At 40.8% G+C, this 16,874-nt stretch carries 14 protein-coding genes; 7 read left to right on the forward strand and 7 right to left on the reverse strand.

What is annotated here, in order from left to right; all coding sequences use genetic code 11:
• Positions 1-193: 193 nt before the first annotated feature.
• Both EHR06_RS18225 and EHR06_RS18230 read left to right on the forward strand, forming a co-directional pair.
• On the forward strand, positions 194-2,233 hold the full coding sequence (locus tag EHR06_RS18225) for a sensor histidine kinase (protein ID WP_244288659.1): 2,040 nt from the start codon (positions 194-196) through the stop codon (positions 2,231-2,233).
• 71 nt (positions 2,234-2,304) lie between these two features.
• Positions 2,305-4,200 carry a sensor histidine kinase gene (locus tag EHR06_RS18230; protein ID WP_135758326.1) on the forward strand — a complete coding sequence of 632 codons (1,896 nt, stop codon included), beginning with the start codon at positions 2,305-2,307 and terminating at the stop codon, positions 4,198-4,200.
• A 35-nt stretch (positions 4,201-4,235) separates the two neighbouring features.
• Here EHR06_RS18230 and EHR06_RS18235 read toward each other — a convergent pair whose 3' ends face one another.
• The 3 genes from EHR06_RS18235 to EHR06_RS18245 form a co-directional block, all read right to left on the reverse strand.
• A complete protein-coding gene (locus EHR06_RS18235; protein WP_135758327.1) occupies positions 4,236-4,853 on the reverse strand; it encodes a glutathione S-transferase family protein in 618 nt (205 codons plus the stop codon).
• A 118-nt stretch (positions 4,854-4,971) separates the two neighbouring features.
• Complete coding sequence (locus EHR06_RS18240) at positions 4,972-5,403, reverse strand: MAPEG family protein (protein ID WP_135758328.1); 432 nt, start codon at positions 5,401-5,403, stop codon at positions 4,972-4,974.
• A 75-nt stretch (positions 5,404-5,478) separates the two neighbouring features.
• On the reverse strand, positions 5,479-6,057 hold the full coding sequence (locus tag EHR06_RS18245) for a PaaI family thioesterase (protein ID WP_135758329.1): 579 nt from the start codon (positions 6,055-6,057) through the stop codon (positions 5,479-5,481).
• A gap of 183 nt (positions 6,058-6,240) precedes the next feature.
• Between EHR06_RS18245 and EHR06_RS18250 the strand changes: the two genes are divergently transcribed.
• Positions 6,241-7,275, forward strand: a complete 1,035-nt coding sequence (locus tag EHR06_RS18250; RefSeq protein ID WP_135758330.1) for a zinc-binding dehydrogenase — start codon at positions 6,241-6,243, stop codon at positions 7,273-7,275.
• Between the two features lie 66 nt (positions 7,276-7,341).
• Positions 7,342-8,079 carry a hypothetical protein gene (locus EHR06_RS18255; RefSeq protein WP_135758331.1) on the forward strand — a complete coding sequence of 246 codons (738 nt, stop codon included), beginning with the start codon at positions 7,342-7,344 and terminating at the stop codon, positions 8,077-8,079.
• On the opposite strand, the gene EHR06_RS18260 is transcribed toward EHR06_RS18255, so the two are convergent.
• On the reverse strand, positions 8,076-9,788 hold the full coding sequence (locus tag EHR06_RS18260; RefSeq protein WP_135758332.1) for a methyl-accepting chemotaxis protein: 1,713 nt from the start codon (positions 9,786-9,788) through the stop codon (positions 8,076-8,078). The two genes, EHR06_RS18255 and EHR06_RS18260, sit on opposite strands and share 4 nt — an antisense overlap.
• A 330-nt stretch (positions 9,789-10,118) precedes the next feature.
• Between EHR06_RS18260 and EHR06_RS18265 the strand changes: the two genes are divergently transcribed.
• Positions 10,119-11,618 carry a hypothetical protein gene (locus tag EHR06_RS18265; RefSeq protein ID WP_135758333.1) on the forward strand — a complete coding sequence of 500 codons (1,500 nt, stop codon included), beginning with the start codon at positions 10,119-10,121 and terminating at the stop codon, positions 11,616-11,618.
• Between the two features lie 42 nt (positions 11,619-11,660).
• Positions 11,661-12,053, forward strand: coding sequence for a DUF4345 domain-containing protein (locus tag EHR06_RS18270; protein ID WP_135758334.1), 393 nt, complete (start codon positions 11,661-11,663; stop codon positions 12,051-12,053).
• A 51-nt stretch (positions 12,054-12,104) separates the two neighbouring features.
• Here EHR06_RS18270 and tmpT read toward each other — a convergent pair whose 3' ends face one another.
• The gene (tmpT, locus tag EHR06_RS18275; protein WP_135758335.1) at positions 12,105-12,734 is read right to left on the reverse strand and encodes a thiopurine S-methyltransferase; all 630 of its coding nucleotides are present in this window, start codon (positions 12,732-12,734) and stop codon (positions 12,105-12,107) included.
• A gap of 507 nt (positions 12,735-13,241) precedes the next feature.
• Here tmpT and EHR06_RS18280 point away from each other — a divergent pair.
• The gene (locus EHR06_RS18280) at positions 13,242-13,799 is read left to right on the forward strand and encodes an O-acetyl-ADP-ribose deacetylase (RefSeq protein ID WP_135758336.1); all 558 of its coding nucleotides are present in this window, start codon (positions 13,242-13,244) and stop codon (positions 13,797-13,799) included.
• Between the two features lie 4 nt (positions 13,800-13,803).
• On the opposite strand, the gene EHR06_RS18285 is transcribed toward EHR06_RS18280, so the two are convergent.
• Positions 13,804-15,324 carry a pectin acetylesterase-family hydrolase gene (locus tag EHR06_RS18285; protein WP_135758337.1) on the reverse strand — a complete coding sequence of 507 codons (1,521 nt, stop codon included), beginning with the start codon at positions 15,322-15,324 and terminating at the stop codon, positions 13,804-13,806.
• Between the two features lie 63 nt (positions 15,325-15,387).
• On the reverse strand, positions 15,388-16,824 hold the full coding sequence (locus tag EHR06_RS18290) for a pectin acetylesterase-family hydrolase (RefSeq protein ID WP_208757831.1): 1,437 nt from the start codon (positions 16,822-16,824) through the stop codon (positions 15,388-15,390).
• Positions 16,825-16,874 lie beyond the last annotated feature (50 nt).

The raw sequence follows: 16,874 nt of genomic DNA on the forward strand, positions 1-16,874 counted from the left end.
ATCTATTCCATCTTCTTTGTAATTCGTTTGTAGGAACTACAACAGCGGGTTGTATCTTTTGGAAATAAAAAAGTGTGGACTTAGATGTTCGAAGGTGTAGGATTCTGCCCCGCTGATCCGCATGAATTCCTTGGTATCCACACTAGAAATTCGTTCCTCAAAGGATAGAAGTTTAGGATTTCTATCTATATACTTGGGATCTATATTCGTTCTAATACTTTTTCTTCTCATATATTTCACGGATGAAACGGAATTATTACGGATTTACGATAATATACATTGGACTTCGTCTATCGCGATCGCTACGATCACTGCTTGGTTCGGTTATAGATCCTCTGAAGGAGAAACCAAAAGGTTTAGGCTTTGGTTTTTTCTAGGGCTTCTTTCTTATTTTATTGGTCAAGTGGTTTGGGATATCCAGGCCATTTCCAAGTTCTATAGTTTTCCTGCACCAAGCGATCTATTCTATCCTTGGTTAGGGCCATTCTTCGCTGTAGGTTTCGCTCGATTCTTAAAAGATAGGGTTCCATCTAACAGAATGAAGGTGGCGGTGATGGATGCGCTAGGACTTGCGATTGCAGTCCTTGCGGTAACCCTAGTATTATATCTTTCTAAAAAGGAAGATAGGCCTTGGTTCCAGTTACTGACCTTGTCGGTTTATCCTGTATTCACATTGTCTGCTGCCTGTATCGGTGTCTTAATGAAACCTTCCTTACGTTTAAAGGCGGATTTTTCCTTTTTATGTTTGGTGATCGGGCTCGCAGGAATGGGGATCAGTTGGTTACAATGGAATTCTATTTTTTTGATAGTTGTTCCGGAAGATGGGACCTTAACTAACGCAGGATTTTCAGCAAGTATCTTGCTTCTAGGATATGGAACCTTGACCTGGGCTCCCGATCCTTCCGGAGAGATAGAAAGAGAATCCGCAACTGAAAGCGGGCTTTTAAGAATTCTTCCCTTATTAGAAGTGATCGTTTGTTCTGCAGCAATCATCCTTTCCTTAACTCTGCCGGGCCTTCCTGAGATCATTCGGTTGGTGATCTGGTTTTCCGCGGGAGTGATGGTGGTGATAGCGAGTCTCAGACAAAGTTTACTCGTGGCGGACTTAGCAACCGCAGAACTTGTGATCCGGAATGCAAATAAAGAATTAGAAGTTACGGTTGCGGAAAGAACGGAAGAATTAAGATCAACTAATACGTATTTGGTGACTGCAAACGATAAACTCAGATCGGCAATGGACGAACTCAAAAAAACCCAGGAGAACTTGGTTCGATCCGAAAAAATGGCGGTCTTAGGAAGATTGATGGCAGGGATCGCTCACGAATTAAATACTCCGTTAGGCGCGATTCGCTCTTCTACAGAAGGTATACGTTCTATTCTAAGCGAACCCTGGGAAAAACTTCTAAAAGATTATTCCAGTTTTAATAAGGAAGAAAGGGAATTTTGGGGGATCTTATTCAAGAATGGAGGCACAGTTAACTCTGATTTCGATTCCAAGGAAGAAAGATCCAAAAGAAAAAGATCTGAAGTCATTCTGAGAGAATTCGGGATCGAAAATTCTCTAGTAATGGCGGATGCTTTGACCGATCTGGGAATTTCTCCGGATCAGGTTTCCGAATTAGCGGAGAAGATCCCAAAAGGAGAAAGAGGATGGATGATAGTCAGTAATGCATCCGCTCTTTCCAGTATTTCCAGATCCAGCCAACTCATCCTGGATGCTTCTATCAAAGCTTCCAGAGTGATCCAGGCATTAAAAAGTTATGCTTCGGGAGAAGGGGACTGGAAACCTCATTCAGAGTCCGTTTCTCCTAAAGAACAGATAGAGAATATTATTACATTATATTATTCTAAAATGAAAAACAAGGTGATTGTGGATATAAATATCCCTGAATCCGCAAGCGTGTCGGGGGATCCGGAAAGATTATACCTTATATGGACTAATCTGATCACAAACGCATTACACGCCATGAACTATTCAGGAAGAATATTCGTGGATGCGGAAAGAAAAGATGAGTTCTGGGAAATTTCAGTCCAGGACACGGGTACTGGAGTACCGGCAGAGATCAAGGATAGGATTTTTGATCCATTCTTCACTACTAAATCTCCTGGAGAAGGAACCGGACTTGGTCTGGATATTTGCAAAAATGTGGCAGAAGAACATGGAGGTTCCATCCGATTTATCAGCTCGGAAGAAGGTACAACATTCTACGTTACCCTCCCTGCCTCGCCCTAATTATTAGGTTGATGTGAAAAATCGCCCGTACAGAGTTGTGCGAGCTTTCGAAATTTTTTTTCCGGATCCTTATGAACGGACCTAAGAGCGGCAACGTATATCGAGATATATTCGAACAATCTCCTATCGGACTCATGATCTTCGATAGGCAGGGCAAAATTATAGAAGCAAACGATTCTTCTCTGCGTTTCTTAAGAGCGGGAAGAGATAAGATCATCGGACTTTCCTATTCCAACTTAAAAGACACAAGAGTTTCCTCGTTGATCGGCAAGGGTTTAAGCGGAGAAGCTTCCGATTACGAAGGACCTTATAATACTACGGTTAGCGGGCTGTTATTGCAGGTCCGCATCAGAGTGAATCCTCTCTTTGATGATTCAGGGATTTTCGGCGTTACCTTGATCTTCGAAGATCTTACGGAAAGAAAAAAGACGGAAGAAAAATTAGCTGTCACACTTTCGGATATTCGTATCGCTCAAGAAGCATTAGAAGAACACGAGGTCAAATTTAAAACATTATTCGAATCTGCGGGAGAGGCGATCTTCCTCATGGATGATCGGATCTTTTTAGAATGTAATCCTAAAACGGAAGAGATGTTCGGTTGTAAAAGAGAAGATATTATAGGAGCTTCTCCTGTGGATTTTTCTCCTGAGATGCAGCCGGATGGTCTTCCTTCTTCTCGGAAAGCATTCGAAAAAATACAGGCTGCCTTTGCGGGTAAGCCCCAAACTTTCGATTGGGTGCATTGTAGAAAGGACAGAACCAATTTTGATGCGGAAGTGACCTTAACTTCCGTAACTCTGAACGGAAAAGCCTTATTACAAGCGATCGTAAGAGATATTTCCGAGAGAAAAAAAGCGGAAGAGGAGATCCGAAAACTAAACGAGGATCTGGAACAAAAAGTAGTTCTTAGAACGGAAGAGCTGAAGGCAACGAATACTTATTTAGAAAATACGAATAAAGATCTGCTCACGGCATTAGATGAATTAAAATCTACTCAGGCACAATTAGTACAATCCGAAAAGATGGCCGTACTCGGACAATTGATCGCAGGCATCGCTCATGAGGTGAATACTCCTTTAGGTGCGATCATCTCTTCGAACGAAGGGATCCAAAGTGTGTTCCGCCAAGATTGGGAAAAATTACTCTGCGAATTTGCGGACCTGGATGCCCAAGAAAGAGAATCCTGGAAGAAAATTTTCACAAAAGGAAGTATTTTTCCCGACTTCTATGATTCTTCCGAAGAAAGGAAAAATAGAAAAATCATTAGAGAAACATTACAAAATCTTGGATTCCCATCTTCCGAGTTTTTGTCCGAAAATTTAGCCGAATTAGGAATAAGAATAGAGGATATTCCGGAACTAGTCCGAGACATTCATAAAGACAAATTTCCTACCTTAGTTGCGAACGCTTATAATCTCTCCGGGATTTTGAGATACAGTAATGTAGTAAGAGAGGCTGCTTCTAAGGCTGCCAGGGTGATACGAGCTTTAAAAACCTACGTATACCAGGACCATACAGGTATCAGTTTGATCGATATTAGGGAACAGATGGATCTTGTTCTTACACTATATTATAATAAGGTAAAGCAAGGAGTGGAGATCCGCAGGAATTTTGCGGACAACTCGCTCGTAAAGGGACAAGCAGATCAGTTGACCCAGGTTTGGGCCAACCTGATCAATAATGCATTCCAAGCCATTTCTTATCAGGGTAGATTGGATCTGGAATCTTCGATCAAAGATAATTATCTGATCGTTTCCGTGACTGACGACGGACCCGGCGTTCCGAAAGAGATCCAAGATAGAATTTTCGAACCATTCTTTACCACAAAAGAAAAAGGAGAAGGAAGCGGACTCGGTCTGGATATTTGCAAAAAGATCGTAGAAAGACACCAAGGAAAAATGGATTTCGATTCTTCTCCGGGAAAGACTACATTCAGGGTTTATCTACCTTTAGCGGAAAAATTTTAAAAGCCGCTCTTTTATAAGGAGCGGCTTTTTTGTGATCAAGATTTTTTAGGGATTTCGCTTCCTTTGATGAAAGCGGGTCTTGCTCCTAATTTTTCTTCCCATGCCTTAAGTTTTGGATAATCATCCAAAGAAAGATCTATATAGGATCTGGCTTTTACCCAAGGCCAGGTTGCGATGTCTGCAATACTCAACTCACTTCCTGCAAGGTATTCTGATTCTTTCAAACGTCTTTCCAGAACTGAATATAGACGTTTTGTTTCGTCCACATAACGGTTCATCGCGTAAGGAATTTTTTCAGGCGCAAACTTAACGAAATGATTTGCTTGTCCTTGCATTGGACCCACTCCACCCATTTGGAACATGAGCCATTGGATAGCGATGGATCTTTCTTTAGGATCTTTAGGTAAAAATTTTCCGTATTTTTCCGCGAGATAGATCAGGATCGCTCCCGATTCAAAAACCGGAAAATCTCCATTATCTTTATCTATAATGGCAGGGATCCTGCCGTTCGGGTTGATTTTAAGATACCATTCTTCTTTTTGTTCTAATTTGCTGAAGTCGATTGGATGTACTGTATAAGGGATCCCTAATTCTTCCAGCATAATGGAAGCTTTTTTTCCGTTAGGCGTCCCTGCGGTATATAATTCGATCAAATGATTCTCCTATGATCCGACCGGAAAGATCCGGATATGACTTGGGTTATGATCATTAGACTCTCGGTGGAATCCTTTTGGAGTAAATCCTTTTTATTTTTGCAAAGAATTCCGGCGATCAGGCGAAAAATACGGAATGAATGATGTGCCCGGAGAGAAGTAGCATACTCAAAATTCCCAAATCATATGCGATATTTCTCCAGGGTTGTTTATGAAGAAAATAAAAGATCGCATGAAGTATCCTGGACACTATAAATATTCCGGAATAGATGATCGTTCCCTCATGCCAGCTGTAAGTATGGATGTATCCTATCAGTAAGAATAAGAAAATTGGAATATTCTCCAAATCGTTCCTGAATACTCCGTTTGCGGTTGCGACTATCGTATGATCGTCTGTTGCCGGAAATGAATTTGTGAAAAATTCTGCATCTTCTTTCCAGCGGAATGTTTTTGTTTTTATCCGGACCAAACCCTGAACGATGGAAGTGGAAAGTAATTTTAAAAACAGAATTACTGAAACGATCGCAAAGACCTGCCAAGAAGATTCCATTCTACACTCCTAATGCAAAGATTGACGGAGCATAGGATCGAACTTGAATCGGATTAATGCGAGCAAAAAATAAACTTACTCGGATCTCAGTTTCTCTTTTTTCAGTCGTTTCCTGATCTCTTTTCCTCTTTTTTGGTTCTCTTCCAGAACTTTGAGAATGATATCCACTGGAAATGCGGTGCCTTGGAACATTCTCGAGAATACTCTGTCGGGCATATCATACCAGCGAGCCTTTGAGGAAAGAAGAAGTTCTCCTGTTTTTTTCAGATGTACAGTTCCTTTTGTATAAAGCCTTCTGCGTCTGACCATTGTGACCCAGCAGCGGACTTCTAACTCTTCTCCTAAAGGACATGCTTTATAATAACGCATGTACAATTGATCGGTCATCACAAAATGACCTAAATGAAAACATAAAACACCTTGTGACTCATCTAATAGAGTGGCAAGCGCTCCTCCATGAGCATAACCTGGTGCTCCTTCGAAATCTTTATCTATGGTCCAAGTAAAACGGACTTCTCCACTCGGTTCATGAAAAGGAAAGCTAGCGTGTAAGCCTCTTTTATTTTCCGGTCCGCAACCGAAACAATTTTTATGATGCCAGTCTTGTCCATTTTGGCTGGCCTTGATATGTCTATAAATGTCTTCCGCAGTCATCTGTTTATAGTACCATGGAAAAATCTTAAAGATACCGAACAAGGACGAAATTCGAGATCAGGCCTTAACGAACAGTGTATTTGTTTTGCTCCCGAACTGTAAGGAAGAAGGCCCAAATTCTTCTTCAAATCCCTTGACCGATTCCTGCCGGTTTATAATCTCACTTACGTCGAGGAGTGACTAATGAAGGCCGCAGTATTAGAATCCGGAAAAAGAAATTTGATCATCAAAGAGGTTCCAATACCTCAACTTGGACCAGAGCAAGTTAAAGTAAGGATCAAAGCCTGCGGTATTTGCGGTTCTGATCTACATTTAGTATTACATGGAACCTTAAAGTGTAAACATTATCCTCAGATCCCTGGACATGAAGCTTCCGGTGTGGTGGAAGAAGTAGGGGAAAAAGTCACTCGTATCAAAAAGGGTGATCGAGTGGTGATCGCTGCAGGAACAAGCTGCGGTGTATGTTCTCATTGTCTGGCAGGAAGAGAAAATCTTTGCAAAGAGATCGGAGTATTCGGTTTCGATAGAGAAGGTAGTTTCGCAGAATTTAATATAGTAGAAGAGCGTTATCTATATCCTTTACCTGACTCGGTTCCATTCGAACAAGGTGCTATCTTAGCGGACGCGGTTTCCACTCCTTATAATGCGATCAAGTTCAGAGGAAAGATCCAAGATGGAGATAATGTTGCCGTTTTCGGATGCGGTGGACTTGGAATTCACGGAGTAGTGATCGCAAGAGCATTGACCAAGGGTAAAGTGATCGCCTTGGATGTGGATAGAGGAGCACTAGAAAACGCTAGCGCTTACGGTGCAGACGAAGTGGTAAATCTAAGAGAAATAAAAAATCCGGGTAAAACCTTAAAGGAAATTTGCAAAGGTGGAGTGGACCTTCTCGCAGACTTTTCAGGAAGAATGACAAATATAGAAGAGTCACTTCGTGCAATGAATCCTGGAGGAAGAATGGTGCTCGTAGGAATAGGAAGAGAGCCCTTAAAGTTTTCCATCCCATTCTCCATTATTGAAAAACAGATCACTGTTGCGGGTTCTTATGGTTCGGACAGAAGGGCCATCCCTGAATTGATAGATCTATATGTGCAGGGAAAATTGAATCTTAGCAGATCGATTACGGATGTGAGAAAATTAGAGGACATCAACCAAAGTCTACAGGATCTGGAAGAAAGAAAAGGAAATCCGATCCGATTCGTGATCTCTCCTTAATTGGTACTGAGACGAACTTTGCTTGCTATCGTATCCGCTTCTTAAATCCTAACAGATAGATAGCTGATGTTTAAAGAATACTTACAGTACGTACTTTCCAGAGGACAAATACGGTTCATCGTACTTGTCCGATCCGTTTTATTTTTATTAGTATTTAGTGCAATTCCTGCAATGCAAGCAGGAGGGGCTGTCGCGCTCGGTGGAGTCCTGATCATTTTAGGATTACTCGGAACTTATGTGGTAAACGGATTCGTGATCCGATCCGGAATGGACCCGGAAAAGCCTATAGAGTTTTCCAGATATTTTATATTCTTACTTACTTTAGCCTTGTTCCTGATCCTTTTCTTTTTGATCGTTGCAAGATCCATAGAACCGTTTTTAGGGACACAATTACAAGAATTTCTAAAAAAGCAGAGTACTGAACCGAGCACTCCTCTTCCCGCAGAATTTGTTAGATTCTATTTGATATTCGCATTCGTATTGGGACTTGTTCTGCATCTGATCCTGCCGGTACTTTTTGCAAAACTAAGTCTGATCCAAGGATTGAAAGAATTACCGAACTCAGTCAAACGTTCCGACTATATAGTCGCAGCATGGACACCGTTCGTGATCATGTTTGTTCCGGATCTTTTGATCTCTCTCATTTCCAATTCGGAAGAGATGATGGTTTCCATATTCGGACAGATCTTACTGATCGTGATCTTCTTCTTTATGCTTACCTCGGATATATTTTTGCAATACCCGACTTATTATTTGGTTCGTACCGAGAAGAAGACCACTACAGAAGGTCCGGAGCAGGGCTAAGCCTTTAAAAAGCTCATAGTATCTCTTAAACTTTTTGCGATATTTAAAAGGCCTGTCGCACTTCCCGCGATCTCTTCCGAGTTCGCTGCGCTATTCTGGACAGTGACTGAAATATTAGAAACCGCATTTGCAGTCTCGGAAATTGCTACTTTCTGCTCTTTTACAGAAGTTCGGATCTCTTCCGATTTGGAATCGACTTCGTTGACTGCACTGATGATCGTCGACTTCTTCTCTTGTTGTACTTTCATTGTAGAGACGATATTATCAGAAGAAAGTTTTATAAAGGAAAGTCCTTCCAGAATTTCCGCATAAACTTTCACACAACTATCAACGAAGTTTTTGCCCGATTCAATTTCCTGATTACTGGTACGGATCAGACTTTCGATCGTTTTGGTACTTTGGTCCGTTTGTTCTGCGAGTCTTGTGATCTCTGTTGCGACTACGGCGAATCCTTTTCCATGTTCTCCTGCTCTGGCTGCTTCTATCGCTGCGTTTAATGCGAGAAGGTTTACTTTTTCGGAAATCTCCTGAATGATCGCGGTGATGGATCTCATTTCTCCCGAGCTTGATTCGATCTTTATCATACTCTCGGAAAGGCTTCCCATTGTTTTTTTACCCGCTTCCGTTTTGGAATACATATCCGAAATTTTTCCTAAGGAATCGGAAACTGAATCTCCTACTTTAGTGATCAATCCGTCTAACTCTTTCATTTCCCCGGAGAAAGAAAGTATCAGCTTATACTGACCTTCTGCATTCGTAGTGACTTGCTCCATACCGGCGCTGATCTCTTCGACAGATGCGGAAATTTGTTCCACTGAGGCGGATTCAGTCTGTGCATTTTCGGAAAGATATTCGCTGGATTTAGAAAGTTGTTCCGCAGCCACCAAGATGGATTCCGAGAAGGTCAGGATAGAAGAAAGCATCTCCTTCACTTTGCTTTGGAAATTCCGGAACACTAAGGAGAGAAGGTAAAGTTCGTCTAAATTTAAAATATCTTCATCCACTTCTATCGGATTACTAAAATCCGCATCTCGGATGGAATTTCTGACTCGATTCAATCCTTTTACAAGCCGGATCGAAAATTTGATGGAAGCATACAGAATATACGCGAGAGTGACCGCGGAAATAAAAAGAAAAAGTGCGAGACTAAATGCATATTCTGTTTCCGCTCTTTGGTAGATCCTTTCCGAAATAAGAAGCTGAACGGAGATCAACTTTTCTATATTTCCCGCCACCGGATCTATCTTAGAATACATCTTATTGTCCGCAAAATCCCCCAAACCTTCCTTGTCTTTTGCGATCATAAGTGCTCTTGCTTCTTCTACACTTTTGTCCGCTTCTTCAAAAAGAGGTTTTAGTTTTTCGATCAGTACGGTTTCTTCCGGCACCAAGTATGTTTGGAGATAAGTATTCCATTCATGCTTGATATCTTTCATCGCCTTGTCTAAATTTTCGATCCCTTCTTCGTATGTAAACGCTCCACTTCTGGTCTTGTGAACGCAGTCTACGATGGAAATCGCATAATGATCCGAAATTGTTTTTAACTGTTTTAAAGGAATTAATCTGTCGTTTCGAATACTTTCTATATCTTTGATCCTAGAAGCGGAATTGATAAGAGAAAGAGCCAATATGATTAAGAAGGGAATTAATACGGAAGAGAACAAGATTGCAAGTTTTGATTTTAAGCTTAGTCGTAAATACCATTTCATGAAAACACTCCGCGCGGGATTATAACATAGAACGCAATATAAATCGAGCAAATTAGAACGCTTCCACCAACTAAATGAGAAGAATGAATTTTGAGCAGAACGAATTTATTTCCTAGGGGATGGTTCCTTCTCCGCTTATGATAAAATTGAACTTTAGTATACGAAATAGAATTTACGATTATGGAACAGCTGTTACTTATCTGATTTACCCTGACTTGGATCATTGTAGCGATTGCTATAGACTTGACAGGTATTGATTGGCGACTAATGTCGGAGATCAAGCCCCCTGGCTTTATATAATACGAATGTTATAAAAAGGGAGAGGCGGTAATGAGCCTTCTGAAACAAAAAATAGAAAGAGAAAAAAAATCCGGGAAACTGCTGCTCCGTTCATTGATCCTCGCATTTGCGATCAGCGGATCCGCACTGTCCTTATCCGCAGCGTTTTCTTTAAAACAAATTCCGGACTCTATCGGTCCGGATGGAAGGAACATCTCCAGGCAGTTCTTCCAATTTTTGAAAACTGCAATCATCAAAAACAAGTATGATGGAAGAGCGGAAGGTTTTCATAAATACCTAGACCGTTCCTTGGAAAGATTTGAATTAAAGAATCTGTTTAATTCCGAATACATGAATAAGGATGACAATGGGCAGCATTATGTTACCTATCGGGGAAGATTTGCAAACGACGGGTATAAGGTAAGTCTTGAAACCATACGTATGAAAGATGTTCCGATCCCTAGTTTCGGAGACTTTACCGCTGAGTTTGCATTAAAACATAATCCGAATCCTACTTACGGTGGGAATTCCTACTCGGGAAATCTGGACGTTTTGACTCATCTCGGGCCATTCACTCATAAACATGGATTGAGTGCTATGGATTCCGGATTACATTTTTTAGATGCGAATAATCTAAAATCCATAAACGCTCCTGAGACAACTTCTTTCAAAAAAATTAAGGACCCGGAAGCTAGAAAGGCGATCAACGATTTTACAGAATCATTCCCTGCTCTTGCAAAATTCATGGGTTATTATTTCGGATTGGATTCTTTGTTGAAGGTACAACAAGACGGAAAACTTCCCGGAGTTACCGCTTTTACATTCGAAGGAAATATAGAACAAACCTTGATGAGAGATTATCCGGATCTAGGCGATTATCTGGATGATATCAAATATTTAGGTTTTATTAAATTAAGGATCACGAATGTTTCGGGACGATCCTTGGCTGAATTTGCGATCGAATCCAAAACGAGAGAGATCCGATTCAAGTTCTTTACTCTGAACGGCAAAGTGATTCCTTACGATACAAAGGGGAATTTTTATCCTCAGGAAGCCTTTACGCTTAGTTCTCTTTCCGAATTTCCTTTCGTAGTGAAAGCGAGTTTAGAAGCGAATCTTTACGGTTTAATGCTTGAAAACAACGATGTTCAGCTATTAGGCAGATTCTCGAACACTGCTACTTCGGGTATTTTGAATTTAAAATTAACCAAGATAGAAGAGTTCGATGTGAGCGGTGCTTTCGGATATTTTGCACCTTCTTGGGCGATCAATATATTCATTCCCGGGAACCTTCAGTCCATTATCTATGAGTTCACGGAAACTTTAGTAAAAGCGAATAATGGAAAAGGGACAAGCATCGTACTAAGATGGGATAGAGATTCTTCTAGAACGACTATGAAGACTCATATCGAGACTGAGTTTTTGGATAATTTTTTCATCCGATTCGGTTTGAAGATCTGGAATCATAAGGTTCTCCCTGACGAAGACGCTAAAGACGATATTAGAGCGGTTCTTTCCAAGACAATCGATCTATTGTTGAAAGGAATTTAACACTTTACGGATCGAAATTTATTCGATCCTATTGTGAGAATTATGCAAACAAATCAGCCCATTTCCATAAGCACTCGTATTGTTCAGGTATGTTTGTTTTTAGCAGCCGCCATCGCGATTTTTGGCGGAAGTTTACAGATGTATTTGGGAGAACCTACGGTGAGCCCTAGATTGGATAATATCCATAGATTTATGGCAGGGATCTATTTATCTATGGGGCTGATTTGTTTTTGGGCAGCTTATACTGTTCGTATCCAAAGAACTTTGGTGTATCTAATTGCTTTGGGAATATTTATAGCGGCTTTTGGAAGAATACTTTCCATTTCTATAGTTGGATTGCCTGAACCTCCGGAACTTTGGATCGGTTATTTGACTCCCGAGATATTACTTCCTATCATTCTTGTAGTCGCACAATCTAGACGAAAAGAGATCTGAGAAGAATCAACTTTGCTCGCATGTTTATATGCGAGCATCGGTTTTCTAATATTAAGATAATTTCCAAACATTCTCCTTTGCAGAATGTCCTTTTAATCCGCCTGCCATTTCCTGACTTAAAAGATTCGTTAGGGTAAACGTATTTTTATAATGTAAATTCACTTCTTCCGTTGGAATGGAAAAAGGAGGACCTGCCATTTTAGTTTGATCATATTCGAATGTAATCAGAAGTTGAGGCGCATTATTTGTGATCTGAGTTAAATGTGAGGAATAACGGATCCGAGTTTCTTGAGGAAGAGCCACTAATGCAGCTCTATCATAAACGGCATCTATCGGACCCAAAACTTCTTTAGATAAATCGAATATATCTCCCACAAAAATATCTATGCCTGGCGCGCTGTATAGGATCAGTTTACCTAGTTTAGAAATTTTAGGTTCTACTCCTAATTCTTGGAATAACTGTTGGATTGCAATTTCGACGAGTTCTGCGCCCACAACTTTATATCCATTTGAAAGAAGCCATGCTATATCTAATGTCTTTCCGCATAATGGAATAAAAATACGGCTGTCTTTTGCCAAAGAAAGTTCTTTAAAATATTTAAGCAAAAGCGGGTTTGTCTCACTTTCGTGGAATGGAATATTATTTTCTTTCCATCTACTTAGCCAAAAGTCTCTTTCCATTTATAATCCCTCTAGTTCAAACTTTATAGATTTGTTGGAACTCCAACCCATGATAATTGTTTCAGGACGTCTGGCAAGACTGAAAAGGGAGAGGTGTGTGAATAGAAGTAGGGTAGTGAGTGGGGGCGGGGTGGTGTGGCTTGGCTTGGCGAAGGTTCGCCCATGCACTCGTTTTCAAGTGCATAGGCGCAAGTTCGGACATGCGGACCTTCTCCAAGCATATCCGTTGGTTCGCCTATCCGCACAAATCCAAGTGCATATCTGAATTTTCGCCCATACAACCCCGCACCATGCCCATCCCCCGCTCCATTTCTTCTTTTCCATAACAACTTCGCTTCATTTCCTTTTATAAAATACCCATTATTTTATTCTAAACTTCTACTAAAACCTTGTAATCCGTCTGAATTTCCCGCCAAACAATCGCTATCTCATGTTCTCATTATTAAACGAATTATGAAAATAAAATGGAAATTCTACTTGCAAGATACCTGTTTTTAGTCTCTTTAAATGACGATGGAAATTTTTGTTTGGAAAGGTGATATCACGTCCATTCAAACGGATGCGGTGGTAAATGCTGCCAATTCTTCCTTGGCGGGAGGAGGTGGAGTGGATGGTGCAATTCATCGGGTTGGCGGACCGAAGATTATGGAAGAATCTAGGATATTGAAGATCAAAAAATATCCGAACGGTCTTCCTACCGGTCAATGTGTTCTTACTTCCGGAGGACAGCTCCCTGCAAAGTATGTGATCCATGCAGTGGGTCCTGTTTGGAAGGGAGGAGATTATCAGGAAGCTTCTCTATTAGAAACATGTTATAAGAATATACTACAATTGTCTTCGGAACGTGCATTCGAGTCGATTGCGGTTCCGAGTATCAGCACAGGGATTTATGCGTATCCAAAAGAATTGGCTGCTCCGATTGCGATCCGAACCGTTTCGGAGCATAAGGATCAGTTCCCTAGAAAATTGATCTTCGTTTGTTTTGATCAGGAAACAAAGGATCTATATGAGGAAATTCTAAATCAGTCCGGGATCAATTTTAAAGAAGGAATTTCTTCCTTCTGATATTTTAAAGACCTATACCTGCCGCCCCTCCACAGGTAGTATATATGTCCTGTTTTGGATCCATTGCATAGGACTCATCGGATGTTGCTTCTCCTAAATTCCCGTTGATGGTAGAATTAAACAGGTTTCTATTCACACAAGATCCGGAAGAATCGTTACATTGAACGTTTGCAGGAGGACTCGCACCATTCGCCAATGTATTCAGCCATGTGGCAAAATTAACTCCTCCGCTGTTTAGAGAATACATATCATTATAAGTGGTGATTGTATGAATATCTCCGGGACCGATATAATATCTATAGTTGGTTTTGGCGGCGGCCGTACCCTTCATTTTGGAAACTGCCTGTTTGGACCAATCGCAGGTTGTATAATCATTGGAACTGGAAGAACTTCCATCCGGCACTGAACTTCCATCGCTATCTCCGTAAATGATAGAATAGGATTTTCCTGCTTGGTAAGGATCGGGAGTGGTCGCATTCGAATAGGTTAGAGATGAATTGTTGATCTTATTGATCTGTCCCATCGTATGATAAAAAAATCTTTGGTTCCCATCGAATAACGCAGTGTACTGCCCTAGAACATCTCCCGGATATTCGGTAGCTACTTTTTTGAAGAAGTCGTCGATAGAAGGAGAACCTGTGGTCGTATAATTTGCAGTGATCCCGCCCACCCAAATCGGAAGATTGGAAGAAGAAAATCCCGTCCCACTTCCGATCCCATTCGTTTCTACTCCCCAAGAACTTTCTAATAATGGAAAAAATGCGGGGTTTATCGCATAAGCCGCCGTAGGCACAACTGCATTGGAAGCATCGGATAACATTCTTACCTGAGCACCCGAATCTATTGTGGTTACAGTTTCTCTAATAATCGGATAATTTAATATAGCTCCGTATCCTCCCGCGCTCTGGCCGGTTACGAAAACTTTGTCCAGTTGAGAGTAAGAATTTTGGATAAACTTCAGAACGGAGATCACATTATCATAACCGTGGTGTTTGATAGTCCCACTCGTATAAGTTTTGTCCTTACTTCCTATATGAAGATCTCCGGTACAATAAGGTACGAATATAATATCATAATCTCTGAATGGATTTGCGGCCACTGATTGGTCTATGACCCCCTTGAATATAAGGTCCAATGCAAAATCCGGGACAGTATTCAACTGATTGAAATAAGTGACTGTATTACTTCCGAAACAATTTGCATTATCCCAGCAAGCTCCTCCTCCCATAAAATTGATCAGAAGTTTTTTATTATTCGCTGCCGCAGTTTTTCTAAAAAAGTAGAAGTTTACATTTCCTTCTGTCCCGCTGCATTTTGGATCGAATATTGCGGTGTATGTATAAGGTGTGCCCCCGTGGTCCACCTGGGTGGTAAATGTCCCGGGCTCCGGAGTGATCCTAGTAAACGGGCTTGTGACTAGATCCACAATGAATGCGGTGGCGAGAAGCTGCTCGGTATTGTCTTTATCTTTTGTGCAGAATATTTGAGAGAATAGAACTAGAATTACAAGATATCGGATTTTCATAAAAGCCTGATACCACCTTCAGAAGACGGTATCGGCTCTATTTTATTCCCGCTTTATAGAAAGTCAAGGACCGAAGCAGGTTTCGTATAGATCTTTATTATTATCGAAAGAGTCTTGGGAGGTAGCTCTTCCTAGGGCATCATTCAAAGAATTTGATCCGAAATTTTTATCAGTGCAAGGATGAGAGCCCGAACCTGCAGAACAATCTACTATTGCAGGAGATCCAACATTGGATACGATTGATTTTAACCAGGTATTAAAGTTAACCCCGTTACTTACGAGTCCATACATTGTATCACTTGTAGTGATTGTATGAATATCTCCTGGAGCTCTATAGTAATAATAATTAGAACCTGTTGTATTCAACATCGCATTATTTGCGTTGATCGCCCAGTTACAATTGGAGGGAGTAGAAACATCCTTAGGAAGATCCGGCACATCTCGAGCGTCTCCCGGTCCGAAATAAGAACTGGAATCCGAATAAGAAGTGGGGCCCGCTATAATTCCCATCACATTGAAAAACCATCTTTGGGTAGAATCGAATGCAGCAGTGTATTGTCCTATTACATCATCCGGATATTTAACAGTGATCTTACTGATATAATCCTGGATAGAAGGAGAAGATCCATTTAAGTAGCTGGAACCAACTGCCCAATCCGGCATATTTTGTGCGCTTCCCCATTTATCTCTCACTATGCTGGTGAAAAATCCATTGATCACTGCTCCGTTAGAAGCATCCGCCACTAAGCTCATTTTAGTCAGGCTCGTGAATTTTGTGCCGTCTGAGAATACTTGGCGAATATGAGGATAATTTAATACTGCTCCGTATCCGCCTGCGCTTTGTCCTGCAACCACTACATCAGTTACTTGTGTATAATTCGATTGGATATACTTTAAGACCGAAAGAACATTATCATGTCCTCTATGGCTATACACGGGAGGATCCGAGGCTACATAAGGATCATCATAAGTAGCTACATCGCTTGAACCTATATGAAGATCTCCTGTGCAATACGGAATGAATAGAACATCATAATCTTTTAATGGATTAGAAGAATTTCCTGCATCTAAAATTCCTTGGAAAGCTACCTTAACAAATAGATCGGGTACATCATTTAGGAAATTGAAGAATGTTGTGGTATTCTTTCCGAAGCAGTTATCATTACTCCAACAAGCTCCTCCTCCCATAAAGTTGATAAGAAGTTTTTTATTATTTGCAGAAACGGTTTTTCGAAAGAAATAAAACTTAGTATTCCCGGCATTTCCGAAACATTTCGGGGAATACGGCCTATTGTTCTGGTAACTGGTATTCGTGTTTGGGATTGATATTGTATCATTTTCGGGTGGGGTGATCCTTTCATAAGGATTATAAAGAACTTCGGCTAAAACCGCTCCTGTGAGAGCCTTTGTATTGTCCGGTTCGTCTTTTTTACATCCGACAAAAAAAAGCATCGGAACTATAAATAAAAGAGATAGGTTTTTGGCCCACATTCGTTTCATCTCCACTCTAAGAAAACAGTCGAATTGTTTTATATTTTCCATTTAGACTG

This window comes from Leptospira dzoumogneensis, from assembly GCF_004770895.1.
GTDB lineage: Bacteria > Spirochaetota > Leptospiria > Leptospirales > Leptospiraceae > Leptospira_B > Leptospira_B dzoumogneensis.